The following is a 22,109-nucleotide window of genomic DNA, read 5'->3' on the forward strand; positions in this document are numbered from 1 at the left end:
AACCTCTGCTGTCGCGGCTAGATGGGCCAGCCGTCGGCCATGCTCAAGGGGGCGGCGGAAACTTCTAGCGATCCCAGTCGCCGACGGCCGCCTGCCACAGGGTCATGGCGGCGATGGCGGCGGTGTCGGCCCGCAGGATGCGCGGCCCCAGCGAGACGGCGGTGGTGAAGGGCAGGGACCGCAGCCGCTCGCCCTCCTCGGGCGAGAACCCGCCCTCGGGCCCGATCAGAATGGCCCACTTGCCGTCGCCTGCGCCGGTCAACGCCGACGCCGCCGGCGCGCCGCCCGTCTCATCGCAGAACATCAGCCGCCGCCCCGCCTCCCAGCCGTCCAGTAGGGCGTCCAGCTTCACCGGATCATCCACGACCGGCACGTCCAGGCGTCCGGTCTGCTCGGCGGCCTCCTCGGCGATGGCGTCCAGCCGGTCCAGCCGCAGACGGTCGGCGTTGGTGCGATGGGTCAGCGCCAGCCGCACCCGCTTGGCGCCCAGTTCGGCGGCCTTCTCGACGATGGTCTCGATGCGGGCCTTCTTCACCACGGCGACGATCAGCTCCAGATCGGGGCCATAGACCTGCGGCCGCGTCTGTTCCTCGGCGCGCAGGATGACGCCCTTCTTCAGCACCTCGGCGACGCTGACGCGCCACTCGCCGTCGCGGCCGTTGAAGACGAGAAGCTCGTCGCCCGCCTTCAACCGCATCACCTGCGTCAGATAGCGCGACTGGTCGAGCGTGGGCGCCACGGCGGCGCCGGGGGCGAGGTCGCCCTGGACGTAAAGACGGATCATGGCGCCTGCATATCGCGCTTTGGCAGTCGCGACCAACCTCGGCCTACAGGAACCGCGGCCGTTCCGCCCGCGTTCGTCTGTCATGTTCACAACCTTGGCCGTAGCGGCGCGCGATCGAAAACGTCTGGCCGAGATTTCCGGCGTCGCCGCCCGCTTCGGCCTTGAGGCCGTGTTGCTGCGCCTCGGTCTCGGCGGCGGCGAGGCCCATGCCGACGGGCCCGAGCCTCTGTCGCGCCGCACCCGTCAGGCGCTGGAGGCGCTGGGCCCCACCTTCGTCAAGCTGGGCCAGATCCTGTCCACCCGCTCGGACCTGCTGCCCGCCGATTGGATCATCGAGTTCGAACAGCTTCAGAGCGCCGGACCCACCCTCGACTTCGAGACGCTGCGGCCCGAGGTCGAGGCCGCCCTGGGCGGGCCGCCGGAACAGGTCTTCGTCCGTTTCGACGCGGCGCCCCTGGCCGCCGCCTCCATCGCCCAGGTGCACCGCGCCGCCCTGCACGACGGGACCGAGGTGGTGGTCAAGATCCGCCGCCCCGGCGTGCGCCCGCGCGTCGAGGCCGACCTGCGCCTGATCGCGGAACTGGCGCGCCGCGCCGAACAGTCCAGCGCCGAGATCGCCCGCTATCGCCCGCGCGCCCTGATCGCCCAGCTGACCGAGGCCATGCTGGACGAACTGGATTTCACGACAGAGGGCCGCAACGTCGACCGCTTCGCCGCCGACTTCGCCAGGAACCGCGATGTGGTCATCCCGGCCGTCTATTGGCCGCACACGACCGACAGCGTGCTGGTGCAGGACTATCTCGACGGCGTGCCTCCCGTGGATGCGGCGCGGCTGAGGGCGGCGGGCGTCGACCCGCACCGGCTGGCCCGCGTCGGCGCCGAGGCGGTGCTGGACATGGTGCTGGTCAACGGCCGGTTTCACGCCGATCCGCACCCCGGCAACCTGCGCGGCCTGCCCGGCGACCGGGTGGGGTTGCTGGACTTCGGCATGGTCGGGACCGTCACCCCGCGCCGCCGGGCAGAGCTGATCAGCTTCGTCCAGTCGCTGGCCGCCGGCGACGGCGTCCGCATGGCCGAGGTGCTGGCCGACTGGACCGAGGGGACGGACGTCTCGCGCGCCAGCCTGACCGCCGGGGCCGAGCGGCTGATCGCCCGCCACGGTCAGGGCGCGGTCGACCTGCCCGCCATCGTCGGCGACCTGATGGGACTGATGCGGCAGGAACGGGTGGCCGCCCCGCCCGATCTGGTGCTGATCCTCAAGGCGCTGGTGACGATCGAGGGGGTGTTGTCGCGCGTCGATCCCGACTTCGATCTGGTCAAGACGATGAAGGGCGCCTGGAGCCGCGCCCTCTTCTCCAGCCGCAGCCCCGAGGCCCTGCGCAACCGCCTGATCGGCGCCCTGCTGGACCTGTCGGCGGCCAGCGACGACCTGCCCCGCCTGATCCGCGCCGCCTCGCGCCGCCTGACGGCCGACCCTGTCGCCGCTGCATCGTCGGACAAGGAAACCGCCCGGTCGATCGTCTCGGCCGGGCGGTGGATCGCCGCTTCGATTGTGCTCGCCGGCGCCCTGATCGCGGGCGCCCTGCTGCTGCGATAGGACGCCTCAGCGACCGTAATGATAGCGGCACTGCGCGATCAGCAGGGTGTCTTCGGTCGCGCGATAGATCAGTCGGTGCTCTTGATCGATCCGGCGCGACCACCAGCCGGAGAACTCGCCTTTCAGAGGTTCCGGCTTCCCAGTTCCGCTAAAGGGCGTCCGCAGGCATTCGCGGATCAGGCCGTTGATCTTCTTGAGTTGCTTGCGGTCGTCAGATTGCCAGTAGAGGTAGTCCTCCCAGCCCTCTTCCTGAAACGTCAGCTTCATTCGATCAGATCGCGCGCCTGGCCCTTACCGGCGTCCAGCTCAGCGACAGCCTTACGCAGGCGTTCCGCGTTTGCTGGGCTGCGCAGCAGATACTCCGTCTCCTGCCAGGAGGCGAAGTCTTCCAGCGACATGAGGACGGCCGCCGGCTTGCCGCCCTCGCGCGTGATGATCGTGTAGTCATGATCCGCCGCCACCCGGTCGATGGTCGCGGCCAGGTTCTTGCGCAGTTCGGAGACAGAGATGGCGTTCATAAGTGATAATGTACGAAGTTCTGTACATCATCGCAAGGGGGCCGCAAGACCCGCGCCTCAGCGCGTCGCGTCCAGCCGCTCCTCGATCAGATCGCGCGCGATCTTCAAGGCGGCGATGCGGCGGACGAGAAGGGTGTGCTGCGCCGCGCCGGGGGCCAGCTTCAGGACCGCCTTTTCGCATTTGGCGATCAGGGATTCGACGGCGCGCAGCGCTTCTGACAGGTCCGTCTCGCTGTGGGCGGCCATCCGTCCCTGATCTCCATGCGCGCCGCACGGCGCCCTTACAGCGTCCGCGCGATCAGCAGCTTCATGATCTCGTTCGTCCCGCCGTAGATGCGCTGGACGCGGGCGTCCTTGTACAGCTGGGCGATCGGATATTCGGTCATATAGCCGTAGCCGCCGAAGAGCTGCAGCATCTCGTCGATGGTCTCGCCCTGGATGTCGGTGACCCAGTATTTGGCCATGGAGGCCGTGGCGGCGTCCAGCTGGCCCTTCAGGTGCAGACCGATGCAGTGGTCGACGAAGACCTTGGCGACCGTCAGCTTGGTCTTGATCTCGGCCAGTTTGAACTGGGTGTTCTGGAAGTCGATGACCCGCTTGCCGAAGGCCTTGCGTTCCTTGACGTAGGCCAGGGTCGCCTCCAGCCCGCGCTCGGCGGCGGCCACGCCCTGAACGGCGATGTTCAGCCGCTCCTGCGGCAGCTGCTGCATCAGTTGGACGAAGCCCTGTCCCTCGGTGTCGCCGATGACGTTCTCCAGCGGAACCTTCACATCGTTGAAGAACAGCTCGGAGGTGTCGTTCGCCTCCATGCCGATCTTGTGCAGGTTGCGGCCCCGCTCGAAGCCTTCGGCCCCATCGGTTTCGAGGCAGATCAGGCTGGTGCCCTTGGCGCCCTCGGCCGGGTCGGTCTTGGCGACGACGATGATGAAGTTGGCCAGCTGGCCGTTGGTGATGAAGGTCTTGGAGCCGTTCAGGACATAGTGGTCGCCCTGCTTCACGGCGGTGGTCTTCACTCCTTGCAGGTCGGAGCCTGCGCCCGGCTCGGTCATGGCGATGGCGCCGACCAGCTCGCCCGACTGCAGGCGCGGCAGCCAGCGCGCCTTCTGCTCGGCCGTGCCGTAGTGCCAGACGTAGGGCATGACGATGGCGTTGTGCAGCGAGATGCCGAAGTGGTCCGCGCCCTTCCAGCCCAACTGGCGCATCAGCACGACTTCGTGCCGGTAATCGCCGCCGAAGCCGCCGTCCTCTTCCGGCAGCGACAGGCCCAGCAGGCCGGCCTCGCCCGCCGCGTTCCACAGCCCGCGCGGCACCGAGGATTCGGCGATCCATTGCTGGAACTTCTCCTGCGGGGCGTGCTCGTCGATCCATTTGGCGACGGAGTCGGAGAAGAGGACGATCTCCTCTTCGCGCATGAAGTCGGGATCGGGGCTGCCTAGGACGTTCATAGGGGGTGTTTCCTGCTGACGCGGGCGGTCTATGCGCCGCCCTTCTGCGATAAAGAAAGGGCCTCCCCCGCCGCGGCGAGAGAGGCCCCTGGATCAGAAGCGGATCAGAACGCCTCTGCGGGCATCTGCATCAGCACCTCGGCGCCGGACTTCAACTTCTTCAGGTGCGCCCCGGCGTCGGGCAGGATGCGCTCGACGAAGTAGCGGCCGGTCATCAGCTTGTTGGCGTAGTAGGGATCGGCGTCCCCGGCGGCGATCTTGGCTTGCGCCGCCTTGGCCATCTGGGCCCACAGGAAGGCGTAGGCCGTCAGGCCGAAGATGTGCAGGTAGTCGGTCGAGGCGGCCGCGGCGTTGTCTGGGTTGGCCATGCCGTTCTGCATCAGCCACATGGTGGCCTCCTGCAGCTTCTTCTTGGCGTCGGCCAGACCCTCGACGAAGGGCTTGATGGCCTCGTTGTCTCCGTTCTCGCTGACGAAGGCGTCGATGTCGGCGAACCAGCTCATGATCGCGCGGCCGCCGTTGGCCGGCAGCTTGCGGCCCACCAGATCCAGCGCCTGAATGCCGTTGGTGCCTTCATAGATCATGGTGATCCGCGCATCGCGCAGATACTGCGAGGCGGGGAAGTGTTCGGTGTAGCCCGAACCGCCGTGAACCTGCATCGCCAGAGAGGCGACGTGGAAGCCCTTGTCGGTCAGATAGGCCTTCAGCACGGGCGTGATCAGGCCCATGTAGTCCTTGGCCTTGGTGGCGACGGCTTCGTCGGCGGCCTTCTGCAGGTCGGCCTGCAGCGCGGTCCACAGGATGAAGGCGCGGCCGCCTTCGACGAAGGCCTTGGCCTCCAGCAGCATCCGGCGCACGTCCGGGTGGACCATGATCGGGTCGGCCGGGCCGTCCGGGTTCTTCGGTCCGGTCAGGCTGCGGCCCTGCAGGCGGTCGTTGGCGAACTCGACGGCGGCCTGATAGGCGGCGTCGCCGATAGCCAGCCCTTGCAGGCCGGTGCCCAGGCGGGCCTCGTTCATGACCACGAACATGTTGTTCATGCCGCGGCCTTCTTCGCCGATCAGCCAGCCCTTGGCGTTCTCATAGGCCATGACGCAGGTGGCGTTGCCGTGGATGCCCATCTTGTGCTCGAGCCCGGCGCAGGACACGCCGTTGCGCTCGCCTAGCGAGCCGTCCTCGTTCACCAGGAACTTGGGCACGACGAACAGGGACAGGCCCTTGATGCCCGGAACCGCGCCTTCGACGCGGGCCAGCACCGTGTGGATGATGTTGTCGGCGAAGTCGTGCTCGCCCGCGGAGATCCAGATCTTTTGGCCGGTGATGGAATAGGAGCCGTCGCCGTTCGGAACCGCCTTGGTGCGGACCATGCCCAGGTCGGTGCCGCACTGCGGCTCGGTCAGGTTCATGGTGCCGGTCCATTCGCCCGACGCCATCTTGGGCAGATACTTCTGCTTGATCTCGTCCGAGGCGCTGGCCTCGATGCCGTGGAAGGCGCCGCTGGTCAGGCCCGGATACATGGAGAAGGCGGCGCTGGCGGCGGCGGTGAACTGGCCCACCGCGCTCGACACGACCGAGGGCATGCCCTGACCGCCGAACTCGGTGCTGAAGCCCAGCGAGGGCCAGCCGGCCTCGACCATCTGGTGATAGGCTTCCTTCCATCCCTTCGGCGTCGTCACCACGTCGCCCTCGATGTGGCAGCCTTCCTGATCGCCGACGCGGTTGATCGGGGCGATGACCTCTTCGGCGAACTTGCCGCCTTCCTCGACGATCTGGTCGATCAGGTCGCGCGACAGATCGGCGTCGGGAAGCTGGTTGCCGTAGTTCTCGACCTGCAGAACGTCATGCAGGACGAAGGACAGGTCGCGGACGGGCGCCTTGTAGCTCATGGGATCAGGCTCTCGCTTTGAAGGTCAGGAAGTGGTCGTCGGGATCGTTGAGGCGTTCGCTCAGCAGGCTGGCGTAAGCCTCTGCGCCCGGCAGAAGATCGGGACGGTGTTCCGTCAGCTTGGACTCCATCCAGGCGCAGGCGGCCTCGGCCGTCTCGATGGCGCCTTCGATGTCCTCGAGCTGCTGCCGCAGCGCCGCGATACGGGCGCGATGGCGCGGCAGGGCGATGGCCATCTGATGGACGTTGTGGTCCTTCTGGTCATACAGATCCAGCATCTCCTGGATCTCGACCAGGGTGAAGCCGATGCGCCGGCCGCGCATGATCAGCTTCAGCCGGGCGCGGTCGCGCGGACCGTAGACCCGCGTCTGACCCTTGCGCGACGGCGTCAGCAGGCCCTTGTCTTCATAGAAGCGCAGCGCGCGCGCGGTCGCGCCGAACTCGCGGCACAGCTGCCGTATGGAATAGGTGCGATGTTCGTCAGCAATCGGCATGACGGCTTCATAACTTGACGCGGACGTAAAGGGAAGCTTTTCGCGCGCCGGGCTACGAAGTTGTGAACGGGCGGGCGAGGGGCGTTGGCGCACAAAAGAAAAGGCCGCGACCGGGGACGGGTCGCGGCCTTTATATTTGCGGGCCCTCGGGGGAGGGGGAGAAGCGGGCCCGCAAAACCTTCAAGCGATGCGGCGGCTCAGCGGCGGCGTAGCCACAGCACCGGCGCCGTGATGGCCAGCAGGAAGACGTTGGTCAGGCTCAGACCCAGGTCCAGGCCGAAGGCGTGCACGCCCAGGGCGATCGTCTCCAGGACCAGCAGACCCGCCGCCGCCGTCAGCAGCAGGGGACGGCCGAACCGCCACGAGACCAGCGGCGCCAGAACCATGGCCGCCAGCACGATCTCGGCGACGCCCAGACCACGCACGAAGGCCTCGCTGGCGGCGGCGGGCCACTGCATCAGAACGATCAGGTTCTCCATCGGCTCGGACAGCTTGGCGTAGCCGGCGGCGATGAAGAACATCGCGATCCAGCCCTGGAAGGTCCAAAGCGTGATGTTCAGATAGTCAGCGCGGGCGCGCGCCTGGTGAGTGGACAAGGTGGTCGTCGTCATGGCCGTAACCGTTCATTTGCAACAGTCACAAGATCAGTTGCTTGGTTCCGATTTGCAAGCGGCTGAAACAATCTGTGATAACGGTCGGAAAACGACGTGGCGACAGCAGGGCCGAAACCACAATTCCTCGTAACCCATCGTCTGAAACCAGCCGGGATCATCCGCCTCTAAGCCGAGGCGGATTTCGAGTCAACGGTTGATGACATCAATTGATGACTTAGAGGCTCCAGGCCTTCTTCGCCGCCTCCAGCCGGGCCAGTTTGGCCTGCAGCGGGGCCCAGTCGTCGGCCGTGTCGATGGCGCTCCACAGGGCCTCGACCTCGTCGATCAGCATCTCTTCCGGTTCGGGCGCGGCGAACATGGGATGCTCCAGCCGCTCGGGCCGGTCGGGCTCGTGCTCCATCAGGGCGAAGCGGAAGGCGTCGAAGGCCTCGCCCTGGTAGGTCTTGCCGCGCACCCCGCCCAGCGCCCGCGCCGCCGAGCTGAAGCCGCCGAACCAGTCGAAGAAGATCGGCTCCCAGCGCAGGGCCTCCTTCTTCTCGCGCGCGAGGGCCAGGGTTGCGTCCAGCAGCCGCTGGTCCGCCGCCTCGCCCAGGCTCTGCACGCCCAGCCGGTTCAGGAAGGCCGCGCGCAGGTGGCGGATATAGGCGGGGCCGAACCCGTTCAGCGCCTCGGTCAGGACTGCGACCTGCGGCTCGGCGTCGGCGATCAGCTTCAGGCACCCGGCCAGCTGCGTCAGGTTCCAGAACACCGCCTCGGGCTGGCGCGCGAAGGCGTAGAGGCCGTTCTGGTCGAAATAGGCGGCGGTGAAGCCCGGCTCATAATGGGGCAGGAAGCGCCAGGGGCCGTAGTCGAAGCTCTCGCCCGTGACGTTCAGATTGTCGGTGTTCAGCACCCCGTGGACGAAGCCCGCCGCGATCCACTTGGCCGTCAGCGCCGCCGAGGCCTCGACCACCGCCGCCAGGAAGCCCGCCGCGTCGCCCGGCGCGACCGCCGGGTGATACAGGCTGCGGGCGTGCTCCATCAGCGTCTCGATCTGATCCTTGCGTCCATAGTAGGCTGCGCGCTGGAACGTCCCGAAGCGGATATGGCTGTGCGACAGCCGCACCATGACGGCCGCGCGCGTCGGCGACGGCTCGTCGTGCCGTTCCAGGTTCTCGCCCGTCTCGATCAGCGACAGGATGCGGCAGGTCGGCACGCCCAGGCTGTCCAGCATGGCCGCCGCCAGCGCCTCGCGCATCCCGCCCTTCAGCGTCAGCCGCCCGTCCGCATGACGCGACCACGGCGTCTGACCCGAGCCTTTGGTGCCCAGGTCGAGAAGGCGACCTGGAAGAGCGCTATCGCTCGCTGCTTGAGCGCCGCTTACCTCCCGCATCTGCGCCGCCAGGAAGCCGCGTCCGTCGCCGATGTCGGGGTTGTAAACGCGGAACTGATGGCCGTGATAGCGCATGGCCACGGGGCCGGGCTGGCCGGGCAGGGGCTCGAACCGGCCGAAATGGGCCAGCCATTCGGTGTCGCTCAGCGTTTCCAGTCCGACCTCGGCCGCCGCGCGGTCGTTGCGCAGGCGTAAGGTCGTCTGCGGGAAGTCGGCCGCCTTCACGGCGTCGCCGTAGTCGGCGCCCAGGTCGAAGAAGCGGGGTTCGGGGCGATAGGCGGGGGAGACGGGCATGGGCGGCAGATGCGCCTTCGCCGTGCATTTCGCAACCGCGAGCCCGATCCGGCCGATCAGGCTTGAACCTTCGCCGCCGATCCGTATTTTCACCCGCAGACATCAGGTCTCGTGCGATCCGATCCCGAGGCCAGGCCGGCGCCGCCCTGCGCGCGAATCCGGTCCGGCGTCCGTCGATAACCTGACGCCACGACAGACCATCTCATTGTTTCGGAGACCTTCGTGGCCAGAAAATTCACGCTCGCCTTCCTCAAGACCGAGGCCGGTTCCGGGGCCGTCCTCGGCCTCGCAGCCGTCGCCGCCCTGATCGTCGCCAACTCGCCCTGGTCGGCGGACTATTTCGCCTGGCTCAAGAGCGTCCACGCCGTCCAGATCGGCCCGCTGCGGCTGGAGGAGACGGTGTCCGACTGGATCAAGGAAGGCCTGATGGCCGTCTTCTTCCTCGTCGTCGGCCTGGAGATCAAATACGAGATCCTCAAGGGCGAGCTGAGCAATCCCAAGAAGCTGGCCCTGCCCATCCTGGCGGCGCTCGGCGGCATGGCGGTGCCGGGTCTGGTCTATCTGGGCGTGGTCGGGGCGCTGGGCGGCCCGACGCAGGGCTGGCCCATCCCCCTGGCCACCGACATCGCCTTCGCCCTGGCCGTCTTCGCCGTGGTCGGACGCAGTCTGCCGTCCTCCCTGCGCGTCTTCCTCCTGACCCTGGCCATCGTCGACGACCTGGGCGCCATCGCCCTGATCGCCGTCCTGTTCAGCCAGGGGGTGCAGTGGGTTCCGCTGCTGGCGGCGCTGGGCGTCACCGCCCTGTTCGCCGTTCTGGGGCGGCGCCGGATGGCGGCCGCCTTCTGGGTGCTGGGCTTTGGCGCCGTCTGGTATCTGACGGTGCAGTCGGGCCTGTCCACCTCCCTGACCGCCGTGGCCTTCGCTCTGATCGTGCCGGTCGAGCCGCGCCGCGAGACCTCCCAGAGCCCGCTCAAGGACGCCATGCACGACCTGCACCCCTATGTGGCCTATTTGGTCCTGCCCCTGTTCGCCTTCGCCAAGGCGGGCGTCTCCTTCGCCGGCCTGTCGCTGGAGCAGGCCTTCGCCCCCCTGGTCATCGCCATCGCGCTCGGCCTCTTCATCGGCAAGCAGGTGGGCGTCTTCGGCGTGGCCTGGCTGGCGGTTAAGCTGGGCCTGGGCGACAGGCCGTCGGGCGCGGGCTGGATGCAGCTCTACGGCGTCAGCCTGCTGTGCGGCATCGGCTTCACCATGAGCCTGTTCATCGGCGTCCTGGCCTTCCCCGGCGCGGTGGACTCGCCCGAGCAGATCGAGGTCAAGCTGGGCGTCATCGGCGGTTCGGTGCTGTCGGCCCTGACGGCCGCCGCGATTCTGGCCCTGGCCGAAAAAGGCCGAAAGAAGAGAATGGTCGCGCACCAGTCGAACATCTGACTGATCATTGATAACATTGACCTAACGTCAGTATATTTGTCTCTTTCTCGCCACAGATCGGGCGAGGATAGGTGAAATTTTCGTCACTGACGGGGCCTCAGCTTGTCGGTGACTCCGCCTTGCACTACCCCTTCTTATCGAGAACTCGCGCCGTTTAATGAGTGCGGGTCATCAGGGACAGGAACGTGCGCGGCCGTCAGCATGGCCCGCCATAGTCGGGGAGCCGCCTCATGCGTTTGAACCACATCCTCCGCAGCACCGCATCCGCCGCCGTCGTCGGGGCCGTCGCCTTCGGCTTCGCAGGCGCCGCCGCCGCCCAGGAAGGACCGACCACGGTCGACGACATCATCGTCACCGCGCAGAAACGCGAACAGAGCCTGCAGGACGTGCCGATCGTGGTCACGACCCTGTCGCAGGAAGCGCTGGACGGCGCGGGCGTGCGCGACATCAAGGATCTGCAGATCCTGACGCCGGGCATGACCGTGACCTCGACCCAGTCGGAGACCTCGACCACGGCTCGTATCCGCGGCGTCGGCACGGTCGGCGACAACCCCGGTCTGGAAAGCTCGGTCGGCGTCGTGATCGACGGCGTCTATCGCTCGCGCAACGGCGTCGGCTTCGGCGACCTGGGCGAACTCAGCCGCATCGAGGTGCTGAAGGGGCCGCAGGGCACCCTGTTCGGCAAGAACACCTCGGCCGGGGTCATCAACATCATTTCCGAGGCTCCGTCCTTCACGCCGGGCTTCAACGCCGAGGCCACCTACGGCAACTTCGGGGCCTGGGGGATCGCCGGTTCGGTCACCGGACCGATCACCGACAAGATCGCCGGCCGTCTCTATATGGCCAAGCGCGAACGCGACGGCTTCTATGACGTGATCACCGGCTCCGGCCCGCGTCAGGAGACAGACGACCAGAACCAGGACTTCTGGACCGCACGCGGCCAGTTGCTGATCCTGCCCTCGGACGACGTGTCGATCCGCCTGATCGCCGACTATTCCAAGCGCGACGAATACTGCTGCGTCTCGACCCAGGTCCGCACCGGTCCGACCTATCCGTTCATCACCGCCGTCGGCGGCCAGCAGGCGGCCCCGGCCCCGGGCTTTGGCGAACTGCCGTTCTCGCGCACGGCCTACGCCAACCGCGGCACCGGCCAGGAAATGGAGGACATGGGTTTCTCCGCCGAGGCCAACATCGACATCCCGTCGTGGAACGCCACCTTCACCTCGCTCAGCTCCTGGCGGAACTGGTCGGGGGTCAACGGCATGGATCTCGACTACACCACCGCCGACATCCTCTATCGCGAGAATGACGGCGGTTACGGCTTCGAGCTGGAGAACCTGACCCAGGAGTTCCGTCTGGCGGGCTCCACCGACCGTCTCGACTGGCTGGTCGGGGCCTTCGCCACGCGCGAGAACATCAATCGCGCAGACAGCTACTGGTACGGCGCGGGCTACACGCCCTTCCTGTCGCTGCTGATCTCCAGCCAGCTGAACGCCGGCTCGGGCGGCGCCATTCCGATCCGTCCCGGCATCATCGGCTGCCTGACCCGTCCGGGTACGACGGCGCAGTTCCTGGCGGGCTGCCTGGCGCAGGGCGGCAGCGCGACCACCGGCCCGACGGCGCCCAGCGGCCCCGGCTTCGGCGTCGGCCACGGCGTGCAGGACCACTACAGCCAGACGACGGAATCCTTCGCCCTCTTCACCAACAACACCTGGCGCGTCACCGACAAGTTCGATCTGACCCTGGGTCTGCGCTACACCCTGGACGACAAGCGCCTGCTGGGCGTTCAGGACAATCTGGGAACCAACGGCGCGGCCTGCGGCGGCGCCCTGGGCAACGTCGGCGCCATGACCGGCGCCCTGATGGGCGCGGGCCTGAACCAGGCGACCGCCCAGGCCACGGCCGGTCGTCTGGCCGCCAACCTCTGCCTGCCCTGGGCCAACCCTCTGTTCGACAACCGTCGCATCTCGGAAAGCCACGACAACGGCGAGCTGAGCGGCACCATCAAGGGCAGCTATCGCTTCAACGACAGCGTGATGGCCTACGCCTCCTACGCGCGCGGCTACAAGTCGTTCGGCTACAACATGGACCGGGTGCAGGGGCCGACCGCGACCAACCCGCTGCCGATCACGCCGAACAACTCCCTGCTGTTCCCGTCGGAGACCGTCGACAGCTATGAAATCGGGCTGAAGAACACCCTGTTCAACCGCTCGGTGCTGTTCAACATCACCTACTTCAATCAGAAGTTCGAGGACTTCCAGCTCAACACCTTCCTGGGCACGGCCTTCGTGGTCGAATCCATCCCTGAGCTGACCTCGGAAGGCGTCGACGCCGACTTCGTCTGGTTCACCCCGGTCGAGGGCCTGTCGCTGTCGGGCGGCGTGACCTACACCGACACCAAGTACGGCGACTTCACCGCCGCCGACCTGACCAATCCCGGCAACTTCCCGCAGCTGTCGCTGCTGCCGGGATCGCGGGCTTCCTTCGCGCCGGAATGGTCGGCGACCGCCTCGGTGGCCTTCGACCGCTCGATCGGCGCTGGGCTGAAGATGGGTCTGAACCTGTCGGCCAAATACTCGACCGAGTTCAACACCGGTTCGGATCTGCTGCCGTACAAGATGCAGGACGCCATGACCCTGCTGAACGGCCGCGTCACCCTGGGCTCGGAAGACGAACGCTGGGCGCTGGACCTGTGGGCCCAGAACCTGACCGACGAGGAGTACAAGCAGGTGGCCATCAACGCCCCCATGCAGGGCTCGGCCTTCCAGACCACGGTCCAGCCCAACGGCACCTATTACAACCCGGCGCTGGACACCCAGACCTACAACGCCTTCATGGGCCAGCCGCGTACCTACGGCGTGACCCTGCGCGTCCGCTACTGATCCAAGCGGAGCGTCTGACAGGAGGGGCGGGCCGGAGCGATCCGGCCCGCCCTTTTTCTATCCCTCTCCCATCGGGAGAGGGCAGGCACATGGAAAAAGCCCCCGGCCGCATGGATCGGGGGCTTTTCCTCATTCAACCGCGAAGCGGCCGCCTCACTCGGCCGGGGTGTGGCTTTCCCCCGCCAGTCGCCGCTGGCCGGCGAACATCCGGTTCAGCAGGCGTCGCCCGAAGCCGGCGATGTCGTCGATGATGGTGAACACCGCCGGGATGTAGAGCAGCGACAGGAAGGTCGAGGAGATCAGCCCCCCGACCACGGCCACGGCCATGGGCGAGCGGAACTCCACGTCGGCGCCCCAGCCGATGGCGATGGGCACCATGCCCGCCCCCATGGCGAAGGTGGTCATCAGGATCGGCCGCGCCCGCTTGTGGGCGGCGTCCATGATGGCGGCGAAACGGCTCAACCCGCTCTTCTCGGCCATGATGATGTAGTCGACCAGCAGGATGGAGTTCTTGGCCGCGATCCCCATCAGCATCAGCACCCCGATCAGGGCCGACATGGAGAAGCTCTTGCCTGCGATCACCAGGGCGATGAAGGCGCCGCCGATGGCCAGGGGCAGAGCCGCCATGATGGTGATCGGATAGGCGAAGCTTTTGAACAGCAGGGTCAGCACCGCATACATCAGCAGAATGCCGGACAGGAAGGCGATGCCGAAGCCCACCAGCATCTCCTGGATGAACTCGGCGTCCCCGGCGGGCACCTGGCGCACGCCGGTCGGCAGTTCCTTGACCGACGGCAGGCGGTTGACCGCCTGGCCCGCCGCGCCGGTGGTGATGCCGTCCAGCTCGGCCGAGATGGAGGCGATGCGCGAGCGATCCTGGCGACTGACCGTGGCCGGACCGGCGCCGAACTCGATGTCGGCCACGGCGCTCAGCGGCACGGCGGCCCCTGAGGCGGTCGGCACGCGCAGCGTCTCCAGCACGTTCAGATCCTCGCGCGCGGCCTCGGTCAGCTGCAGGCGAATGGGGATCTGGCGGTCGCCCAGATTGTACTTCGGCAGGTTCTGGTCGATGTCGCCGATGGTGGCGACACGCACGGCCTGGGAGATGGCCCCGGCCGAGACGCCCAGCAGCGCCGCCTCATCCGGGCGCGGCGTGACCAGGATTTCCGGTCGGGCGATGGCGGCGGTGTTGACGATGTTGGCCAGGCCCGGCACCCCGCGCATCTCCTCCTCGACCTTGCGGGCCGCGGCTTCCAGCACGATCGGATCGTCGCCCAGGATGGAGAAGGTGTAGCTGGTGCCGTCGCCCGGTCCGCCGCCCTGCTGGGCGATGCCGGCGCGGATGCGGGCTCCGGGGATCTGCTTCAGCTCATCGACCATGACGCGGGCGAAGGCCTGCTGGCTCAGGTCGCGCTTACCCTTGGGCACCATGTCGGCGTAGACGTTGGCCTGGTTCACCGACTGGCCGCCGATGGCGGCGTAGACCGAAGTGACCTCCGGCCGGGCGTTCAGCGTCTGCGTCACCTGCTGCACCACGACATCGGTCTGATGCAGGGTGGAGCCCGGCGGCAGTTCGATCTGGAAGGCCGCGCGGCCTTCGTCGGCGGGCGACATGAACTCGAACGACATCTTGGCCGCAACCGACAGGAAGATGGAGCCGAACAGGAAGGCGCCGCCCATCACGAAGACGATCCAGCGATGGCGCAGGCACCACTTCAGCGAGCGCAGATAGCCCGCCATCCAGAAGGGATCCTTGTCCTCATGATGGGTGTGCTTGAGCATGTAGGCCGCCATCAGCGGCGTCAGCAGACGCGCCACCACCAGGGAGAAGAAGACGCTGATGCAGGCGGCCAGGGCGAAGGCCTTGAAGAACTGGCCGATGATGCCCGGCATGAAGCCCACGGGCGCGAACACGGCGATGATGGTGCCGGTCGTCGCCACGACGGCCAGGCCGATCTCGTCGGCGGCCTCGAAGGCGGCGTCATAGGGCGGCTTGCCGTCGCGCATGTGGCGGACGATGTTCTCGATCTCCACGATGGCGTCGTCGACCAGGATGCCGATCGTCAGCGACAGGGCCAGCAGCGTCACCACGTTCAGCGACTGGTCCATCGGCCCCAGGATGGCGAAGGTCGGGATCAGCGACATCGGCATGGCCGTCGCCGCGATCACGGTCGCCCGCCAGTCGCGCAGGAAGATCCACACCACGATGACCGCCAGCACGGCGCCCAGGATCAGCGCCTCCAGCGAGGCGAGGTAGGATTCCTCGATGTATTTCACGCTGGACGTGACCTGTTCGATGGTCAGTTCGGGATGGGCCTCGTCGATCTTCTCGACCTCGGCGCGGACCTTTTCCGAGACCTTGACCTCGCTGGCCTCGCGCGAGCGCAGGAAGTTGAAGGTCACGGCCTCCTGGCCGTTGTAGCGGGCCAGGCGGCGCGGCTCGCTCCACTTGTCGACCACCACGCCCAGATCGCCCAGGCGCACGTTCTTGCCGTCGCCCACGGGCACCAGGGTCTCGCGCAACTGCTCGACCGAACCGGCGGCGCCCAGGGTGCGCACGGCGCGTTCCGAGCCCGCGATGGTGACGCGACCGCCCGGCAGGTTGTTGTTGACGTTGGTCAGGGCCTGGCTGACCTGGGCCGCCGTGACGCCGTAGGCGCTGAGCCGTTGCGGATCCAGTTCGACGCGGATCTCGCGGTCCACCCCGCCCGAGCGATTGACCTCGCCGACGCCGCCCAGCGCCAGCAGGGCGCGGCTCATCTCATTGTCGATAAACCAGCTGATCTGTTCCGGCGTCATCGTTTCCGAGCGGACGACATAGGTGATCAGGGCGTCGCCGGTGATGTCGATGCGTTGGACCGTCGGCTCCTGCATGTCCTGGGGCAGGCTGGCGCGCACCCCGCTCATGGCGTTGCGGACGTCGTTGGTGGCGCGCTCGGTGTCGGTGCCCAGTTCGAACTCGATGGTGGTCGAGGACACCCCGTCCGAGACGTTGGAGTAGATGTGGCGCACGCCCGACAGGCCGGCGATCGAATCCTCGATCACCCGCGTGACCTGCACCTCCATCTCGGTCGGGGCGGCGCCGGGGCGCGCGGCCGTGACCGCGACCAGGGGGAAGTCGATGTCGGGGTTGTTGTTGATCCGCATCCCGGCGAAGCCGGTCACGCCGCCCAGCGTCAGCAGCAGGAACAGCAGGATGATGGGGATGGGGTTCTTGATCGCCCAGGCGGAAAGCTGATTCATGGCCGGGCCTTACTTCTTGGCGGGCGCTTGGGCGGCGGGGGCGGCGGCTGGAGCCGCTGCGGGCGCGGCGGCGCGCGGCGCGGCCACCGTCACCTTGTCGCCCTCGTTCAGGAAGCCGGCGCCGGCCACCACGACGCGGACGCCCGCGTTCAGCCCCTCGACCGAGGTCTGGTCGTCGCGCCGCGACAGCACAGTCACTGGGATGAAGCGCACAGAGGAATCGGCGTTCAGCACGAACACCCCGGACTTGTTGCTGCGATACAGGACGGCGTCGGTCGGCACCACTGTGGCCGGGCGCGTGCCCGCCTCGATGGCGGCGCGGGCGAACATGCCGGGCTTCAGGGCGCTGCCGGGCGCCAGGCTGATGCGCGCCAGGCCCAGGCGGGTCTGGGCGTTGACCTCGGGCGTGACGATGCGGACCGTGCCGGTCGTCGATCCGGCCTGGCTGGAGGTGACGGCCGCGCTCTGTCCGGCCTGGATCAGGGGCAGTTCGGTTTCCGGCACCTGGGCGTCCAGTTCCAGACGGCCGTCGCGCACCATGCGGAACAGTTCGGTTCCGGCGCTGATGATCTGGCCCTTGGTCACGCTGCGGCTGATGATCAGGCCACTGACCGGCGCGCGGATGGTGGCCTGGGACAGGCGAGTCTGGGTCTCGGCCAGGGCGGCGTGGGCCGAGGCCAGATTGGCCGCCGAGGCGCGCTGATTGGCCAGGGCCGTATCCAGCGACGCCTGGCTCAGGAAGCCGCGCGTCTTCAGTTCCTGGGCGCGGGCCAGGGCGGCGTCGTCGCGGGCGACGTTGGCCTCGGCCGTCTGCACGGCCGCCTGCTGCTGGCGCACCTGGGCGCGCAACAGGACGTCGTTCATCTGCACCAGGGGCTGGCCCTGGCGGACATAGGAGCCTTCGTCGACATAGAGGATCGTCGCCGTCAGTCCGCCGGTCTCGGCGGCGACCGGCACCTCTTCCCAGGCCGAGACGGTGCCTGAGGCGACCACGGTGCGGGGCAGGGCGACCGAGGTCGCCGTCGTCGCGCTGACGGTCTGGCGCGAGGCCCCGTCCTTCTTGTCCTTTTCATCCCCGTGTCCGCCACAGGCGGCCAGGGTCAGGCTGGTAGCCAGGGCCATAGCCATGGCGGAGGTCAGTCGGGCCGAAAAGCGTCGAGAGGTCGCCACGTGCGAATATCCTGGGAGATTGAGCGTACAGTCAGACGCGCGCCAACCTTCTGTCCGGCGTCGCGGGCATAGCAACGCTACTTACCCGTTCGGCGATCCGCGCTCAAACGACTCATTCGCAATTACGACGATGTAATCTGCAACCGGGGCGCGTGCTGACGGTCGTTTTCTGGTCAGGGGCGGATCCGATCCGGCAAGGCGGCGACTTCGGCCTCGCTCAGCGCCTTGACGATGCGGACGCGGCAAGGGCCGTTGACGCCTGACATGCCGCGCACGTTCAGATTCGCCCAGTCGCCGGCGCACAGGCGCGACTTCCCGGCGCTCTGCGGACGAATGGTCAGGGCCGTGGCGAAGTCCAGATCCTGGCAGATGCCGACCGCCTGGGCCTGATAGATGCGTCCGCGACCCGTATCGAAATAGATGTTGGTGCGATCATCCGAGCGGAAGTTGCGGACCTGATCGGCGTAGAAGCAGGGGGCGGCCGTCGACGAGGCCGTCTGCACCGAGGAGGCGCCGTTCGTCTGGGGCGCGCAGGCGGCGGCGCTCAGGCTCAAAACCAGGACCGTACAGGCGGCGAGGGAAGTACGGAGGGTCATGGCGTATCCTTTGTTGATCGTCGGTATTCGACCTTAGCGGTCTTCAGCGACGTTGTCATGACGCGAAGGGCCTAAGCGACTCCCATGGTCACGTTGCACGGGCGAAGGCCGCCCCATGATGGTCGCCGCCAGATGCTCGCCCAGCAGGGGAGCGACGCAAAAGCCGCGCGAACCCAGGCCGGTCAGGACATGGAGTCCGCTCTTCCATTCTCCGCACAGGGGCAGGCGGTCGGGCGTCGTCGCGCGCACGGCGACGCGGCGGCCGCGCGCCTCGGCGGGCGCTTGCTGCGCCAGCGCGGCGAGGGCGGGCAGGGCGGCGGCCAGGGTCGCCTGGTTGCGGGCGCCGGCCTCATCGGACGCCTCGGGCGCCTCCACGCCTCGGTCATGGGTGGCGCCGTAGAGCATCCCGTTCCCGGTCGGCGCGGCGTAGCCGCCCCAGGCGACGGGCAGAGGCGGCGGCGTCCCCCGGGTCCAGTCCGCCTGTCCCGCGACCGGAGACAGCGGCAGGTCGGGCGCCAGCCGCGTCGATCCCCAGCCCGCCGTCAGCACGACGGCGTCCGCCTCGATCAGGACGGCGCCGTCGTCGCCCTTCACGCGCCAGCCGTCGGTCGTCGCTTCCAGTGCGGCCGCGCGCCCCGTGACCCGTTCAGCGCCCGCCAGCCACGGCTCCAGAATCGCGTCGGAGCGCACGGCCAGGGCCTGGCCCATCATCAGACCGCCGCGCGTTGTGGGTTCGCCCAGGCGCTCAGAACAGGCGGCGGGGTCCAGCCTGTGCATGGCGCCTTCCGGCCACAGGGCTTGCGTCGCGATCTTGTCGAAACGGGCGGCGTCGCGCGGCGCCTGCTCCAGTTGCAGCACCCCCTCGGCGACGACGGCGCCGGGCAGGGCGCGGTACAGGCGTCCCGCCCGCTCCAGCGCCTGGGCGTGGAATTCGGCGATGAAGGCGTCGCCCGCGTCCAGTCGCGGCGTCACCAGCGAGGCTGGAAAACCTGAAGCGCCCGCGCCCGCTCGCTCTGCCTCGACGACCGTGACGCGCGCGCCCTCGGCGATCAGGGCGCGGGCGACGGCGGCGCCCGCGATCCCGGCGCCGATCACGGCGACATGACGAGGGCGCTCCGTCGGCGCCTCGCCCGCCATGCGCGCCTCCAGCCGCTCGCGCTTCCTGCCGTGGCCGGGCTTCTTCTCGACGCTGAAGCCATGCTCGGCCAGGCCGCGCCGCACGGCCCCGGCGACGGTGAAGGTGGCCAGCCGCGCGCCGGGCGCGGAGCGCGCCGCGACCAGGGCCAGGATCTCGGGCGACCACATGCCGGGGTTCAGCGCGGGCGAGAACCCGTCCAGGAACCAGGCGTCGGCCGGACCCGACCATTGCTCCAGCGCCCATCGGGCGTCGCCGACGGCCAGGTCGATCGTCGCGCCCCACTGCGGCAGGTCCAGCCGGTGAAAGCCCGGCGTCTCGGCGGGCCACACGTCCAGCACCCCGGCGGCCGTCTCGGCCAGCTCGGGCCAGGCGGCCAGGGCGCGGGCCGCTTCGTCGCGTGTCAGGGGGAAGCCTTCGATGGAGAAGACCCGTAGCCGCGCCCCGTGCGCGCGCGTACGCCGCCACAGATCCAGCAGGGTCACGATGTTCAGCCCGGTGCCGAAGCCCAGTTCGCCGACGGTGAAGGCGGATCGCCCCGACCAGGCCTCGGGAAGGCCGCAGCCTTGCAGAAAGACCGCGCGGGTCTCGGCCAGGCCGTCGTCTTTCGAGAAATAGACGTCGCCGAATCGGCCCGACCGGGGCGAGCCGTCTTCGGCCCACAGCAGTTGGGGCGAGGCGTCGTCGGGGGGCGGTGCGGCGGTCATGGCGGCGGTCTATCGGTCCCGGCCGCTGGAAGAAAGCATGTCCGCCAGGAATGAGCGTTTGGAAAGCGCGCATGAAAAAGGGGCCGTCCGTGAGGACGACCCCTTTCCGCATCGCGGTCACGAGGACCGCGACACCAAGACGTAAGTCTTAGTGGGCAGCCGGAGCAGCCGGAGCAGCGGCCGGAGCGGCGGCGGCGTCAGCAGCCGGAGCAGCAGCGGCGTCGGCAGCCTTGACGGCTTCGCCAGCGGCTTCGCCAGCAGCGGCGGCAGCGTCGGTGGCGGCGGCGTCGGCCGTAGCAGCGGCGTCGGCAGCGGTGTCGGCGGCGGCGGTGGCGTCGGCAGCGGCGTCTTCAGCCTTGTCGGTGGCGGCGGGTTGGCAAGCGGCCAGGGCCAGAGCAGCGGCCGAAGCGGCGATCAGAGCGGTGATGCGCATAGGTTTCTTCCTTCAGAAGGTAAAAGCGAGACCATGAACCTCGCTGAGGTAGAGATAACGGCTTCGTGAGGAGGAGCGCAAGCGATTTCTCACGGGTTCGTGAAGTCATCGCGAGGGCATCACGAATATCGATACGCCCACCGCCGTTTCGTCAGCGGCCGTGGGGGGGAATGGGCGGCGTGGTGGGGTCGGTCGGGTCTGTGGGAACCGGCGTGACCGGCGCGTCCGGATCCGGAGGCAGGGTCGGCGGCGTCGGCGCTGGAATCGCGTCGCCTGGGGGCGGATTCGCAGGCGTCAGGGTGTCGGACGATGGGCTCGTCGGCGTGACGGCGGGTGACGCGGCGGCGGGCGCGGCTGCGCCTTCCGCCTTTTCTGGGGATCGGTCATTGCAGGCGGCCAGCATCAGCAGGGCGCTGGCGGCGGTCAGAATCGTCAGGGAGAGTTTTGAGGACAGTCGCATCGGACGGCTCCTTCACAAGCGGCCGCGCACGCGGCCGTGATCCTGAGAGAACCGTCGTGAACGCTCCGTGTTCCGAACGTCGCTTGCGGGCGTCAGGCGTCCATCGGCGCGGCGGCCAGGGCTTCTTCCATTTCGGTGAAGGACGGCTGGGCGGTCGAAGGGATGTCGCCGCGGCCGATCTCGACCGAGATCTGGGCCGCATTGCCGTGCAGGTGGGCCACCAGCACCGACTGGATGATCTTGTAGTAGGCGCCTTCCTCCTCGACGATGGCGTTCAGGCGTGAGGCGAACGGCCCGACCAGGCCATAGGCCAGGAAGACGCCCAGGAAGGTGCCGACCAGGGCGCCGCCGATCATGCCGCCCAGCACTTCCGGCGGCTCGGTGATCGACCCCATCGTCTTGATGATGCCCAGCACGGCGGCGACGATGCCCAGGGCGGGCAGGCCGTCGGCCAGGGTCTGCAGCGCGTGGGCCGGGGCCAAGGCCTCGTGGTGGTGCTTCTCCAACTGCTTCTCCATGGCGTCCTCGATCTGGTGCGGATCCTCGAGGTTCATGGTCATCATCCGCAGGGTGTCGCAGATGAAGTCGGTGGCGAAGTGGTCCTTCAGCACCTTGGGATATTTCTGGAAGATGGCGCTCTCGGCCGGCTTTTCGATGTGGCTTTCCAGGGCGATCACGCCCTTGGACTTCATCGTCTTGGTCAGCTGGAACAGCAGGCTGAGCAGATCCTTGTAGTCCTGCTTCTTCCACTTCGGCCCGGCGAAGCACTTGCCCAGCCCGCCCAGGGTGGCCTTGATCACCGGCAGGCTGTTGGAGATCAGGAAGGCCGCGATGCCCGCGCCGAAGATGGCCATGAGCTCATAGGGCAGCGAATAGAGGATCGTCGCCATCTTGCCGCCGTGCAGCAGGAAGCTGCCGAACACCATGGCGAACAGCATGACGATGCCGATGATCTGGAACATGAGGCGAGCAGGCGTCCTGGAGCCGAAGGGTCAGGACGCCGTTATCGGCGTTAATGCTTAAGGCCGCGTTTCGCGAATCCCGGTTCGGGA

The 22,109-nt window shown here is 68.0% G+C and carries 19 protein-coding genes; 3 read left to right on the forward strand and 16 right to left on the reverse strand.

Features of this window, described 5'->3' with window-relative positions; all coding sequences use genetic code 11:
- Positions 1 to 64 precede the first annotated feature (64 nt).
- Positions 65 to 784, reverse strand: coding sequence for a 16S rRNA (uracil(1498)-N(3))-methyltransferase (locus EGK63_RS09445; protein ID WP_125901052.1), 720 nt, complete (start codon positions 782 to 784; stop codon positions 65 to 67).
- A gap of 82 nt (positions 785 to 866) precedes the next feature.
- On the opposite strand from EGK63_RS09445, the gene EGK63_RS09450 reads away from it, so the two are divergent.
- Positions 867 to 2,381 carry an AarF/ABC1/UbiB kinase family protein gene (locus EGK63_RS09450; RefSeq protein ID WP_125901054.1) on the forward strand — a complete coding sequence of 505 codons (1,515 nt, stop codon included), beginning with the start codon at positions 867 to 869 and terminating at the stop codon, positions 2,379 to 2,381.
- 6 nt (positions 2,382 to 2,387) lie between these two features.
- On the opposite strand, the gene EGK63_RS09455 is transcribed toward EGK63_RS09450, so the two are convergent.
- The 8 genes from EGK63_RS09455 to EGK63_RS09490 all read right to left on the reverse strand — a co-directional run bounded on the left by EGK63_RS09455 (position 2,388) and on the right by EGK63_RS09490 (position 9,003).
- On the reverse strand, positions 2,388 to 2,648 hold the full coding sequence (locus EGK63_RS09455) for a Txe/YoeB family addiction module toxin (protein WP_125901056.1): 261 nt from the start codon (positions 2,646 to 2,648) through the stop codon (positions 2,388 to 2,390).
- Positions 2,645 to 2,899, reverse strand: coding sequence for a type II toxin-antitoxin system Phd/YefM family antitoxin (locus EGK63_RS09460; RefSeq protein ID WP_125901057.1), 255 nt, complete (start codon positions 2,897 to 2,899; stop codon positions 2,645 to 2,647). Before EGK63_RS09460 ends, EGK63_RS09455 begins: the two co-directional genes overlap by 4 nt.
- A gap of 57 nt (positions 2,900 to 2,956) precedes the next feature.
- A complete protein-coding gene (locus EGK63_RS09465; protein ID WP_003163904.1) occupies positions 2,957 to 3,145 on the reverse strand; it encodes a hypothetical protein in 189 nt (62 codons plus the stop codon).
- Between the two features lie 35 nt (positions 3,146 to 3,180).
- Complete coding sequence (locus EGK63_RS09470) at positions 3,181 to 4,344, reverse strand: acyl-CoA dehydrogenase family protein (protein ID WP_125901059.1); 1,164 nt, start codon at positions 4,342 to 4,344, stop codon at positions 3,181 to 3,183.
- Between the two features lie 104 nt (positions 4,345 to 4,448).
- Positions 4,449 to 6,230: an acyl-CoA dehydrogenase C-terminal domain-containing protein gene (locus EGK63_RS09475; RefSeq protein WP_125901061.1), complete on the reverse strand. Its 1,782-nt coding sequence runs from the start codon at positions 6,228 to 6,230 to the stop codon at positions 4,449 to 4,451.
- 4 nt (positions 6,231 to 6,234) lie between these two features.
- Positions 6,235 to 6,723, reverse strand: coding sequence for a MerR family DNA-binding transcriptional regulator (locus tag EGK63_RS09480; protein ID WP_125901062.1), 489 nt, complete (start codon positions 6,721 to 6,723; stop codon positions 6,235 to 6,237).
- A 197-nt stretch (positions 6,724 to 6,920) separates the two neighbouring features.
- On the reverse strand, positions 6,921 to 7,334 hold the full coding sequence (locus EGK63_RS09485) for a DoxX family protein (RefSeq protein WP_125901064.1): 414 nt from the start codon (positions 7,332 to 7,334) through the stop codon (positions 6,921 to 6,923).
- Between the two features lie 217 nt (positions 7,335 to 7,551).
- Positions 7,552 to 9,003 carry a protein adenylyltransferase SelO family protein gene (locus EGK63_RS09490; RefSeq protein WP_125901066.1) on the reverse strand — a complete coding sequence of 484 codons (1,452 nt, stop codon included), beginning with the start codon at positions 9,001 to 9,003 and terminating at the stop codon, positions 7,552 to 7,554.
- Positions 9,004 to 9,225: 222 nt separating this feature from the next.
- Here EGK63_RS09490 and nhaA point away from each other — a divergent pair, with 222 nt between their 5' ends.
- Positions 9,226 to 10,431, forward strand: coding sequence for a Na+/H+ antiporter NhaA (gene nhaA, locus EGK63_RS09495; RefSeq protein ID WP_125901068.1), 1,206 nt, complete (start codon positions 9,226 to 9,228; stop codon positions 10,429 to 10,431).
- 230 nt (positions 10,432 to 10,661) lie between these two features.
- Complete coding sequence (locus EGK63_RS09500) at positions 10,662 to 13,313, forward strand: TonB-dependent receptor (protein WP_125901070.1); 2,652 nt, start codon at positions 10,662 to 10,664, stop codon at positions 13,311 to 13,313.
- A gap of 153 nt (positions 13,314 to 13,466) precedes the next feature.
- Here EGK63_RS09500 and EGK63_RS09505 read toward each other — a convergent pair whose 3' ends face one another.
- From EGK63_RS09505 to motA, 7 genes are all read right to left on the reverse strand, one after another.
- Positions 13,467 to 16,556 carry an efflux RND transporter permease subunit gene (locus tag EGK63_RS09505; protein ID WP_125901072.1) on the reverse strand — a complete coding sequence of 1,030 codons (3,090 nt, stop codon included), beginning with the start codon at positions 16,554 to 16,556 and terminating at the stop codon, positions 13,467 to 13,469.
- Between the two features lie 9 nt (positions 16,557 to 16,565).
- Complete coding sequence (locus tag EGK63_RS09510) at positions 16,566 to 17,726, reverse strand: efflux RND transporter periplasmic adaptor subunit (protein WP_371412952.1); 1,161 nt, start codon at positions 17,724 to 17,726, stop codon at positions 16,566 to 16,568.
- 173 nt (positions 17,727 to 17,899) lie between these two features.
- Complete coding sequence (locus EGK63_RS09515) at positions 17,900 to 18,322, reverse strand: DUF6491 family protein (RefSeq protein WP_125901074.1); 423 nt, start codon at positions 18,320 to 18,322, stop codon at positions 17,900 to 17,902.
- 33 nt (positions 18,323 to 18,355) lie between these two features.
- Entirely contained in the window at positions 18,356 to 20,164 is a 1,809-nt protein-coding gene (mnmC, locus tag EGK63_RS09520) for an FAD-dependent 5-carboxymethylaminomethyl-2-thiouridine(34) oxidoreductase MnmC (RefSeq protein WP_125901076.1), read from the reverse strand.
- A 148-nt stretch (positions 20,165 to 20,312) separates the two neighbouring features.
- A complete protein-coding gene (locus EGK63_RS09525) occupies positions 20,313 to 20,597 on the reverse strand; it encodes a hypothetical protein (RefSeq protein WP_125901078.1) in 285 nt (94 codons plus the stop codon).
- 151 nt (positions 20,598 to 20,748) lie between these two features.
- The gene (locus EGK63_RS09530; RefSeq protein ID WP_125901080.1) at positions 20,749 to 21,057 is read right to left on the reverse strand and encodes a hypothetical protein; all 309 of its coding nucleotides are present in this window, start codon (positions 21,055 to 21,057) and stop codon (positions 20,749 to 20,751) included.
- Positions 21,058 to 21,149: 92 nt separating this feature from the next.
- Positions 21,150 to 22,019 carry a flagellar motor stator protein MotA gene (gene motA / locus EGK63_RS09535; RefSeq protein WP_003163893.1) on the reverse strand — a complete coding sequence of 290 codons (870 nt, stop codon included), beginning with the start codon at positions 22,017 to 22,019 and terminating at the stop codon, positions 21,150 to 21,152.
- Positions 22,020 to 22,109: the final 90 nt, after the last annotated feature.

The sequence above is a fragment of the Brevundimonas sp. 357 genome (assembly GCF_003938605.1).
Taxonomy (GTDB): domain Bacteria; phylum Pseudomonadota; class Alphaproteobacteria; order Caulobacterales; family Caulobacteraceae; genus Brevundimonas.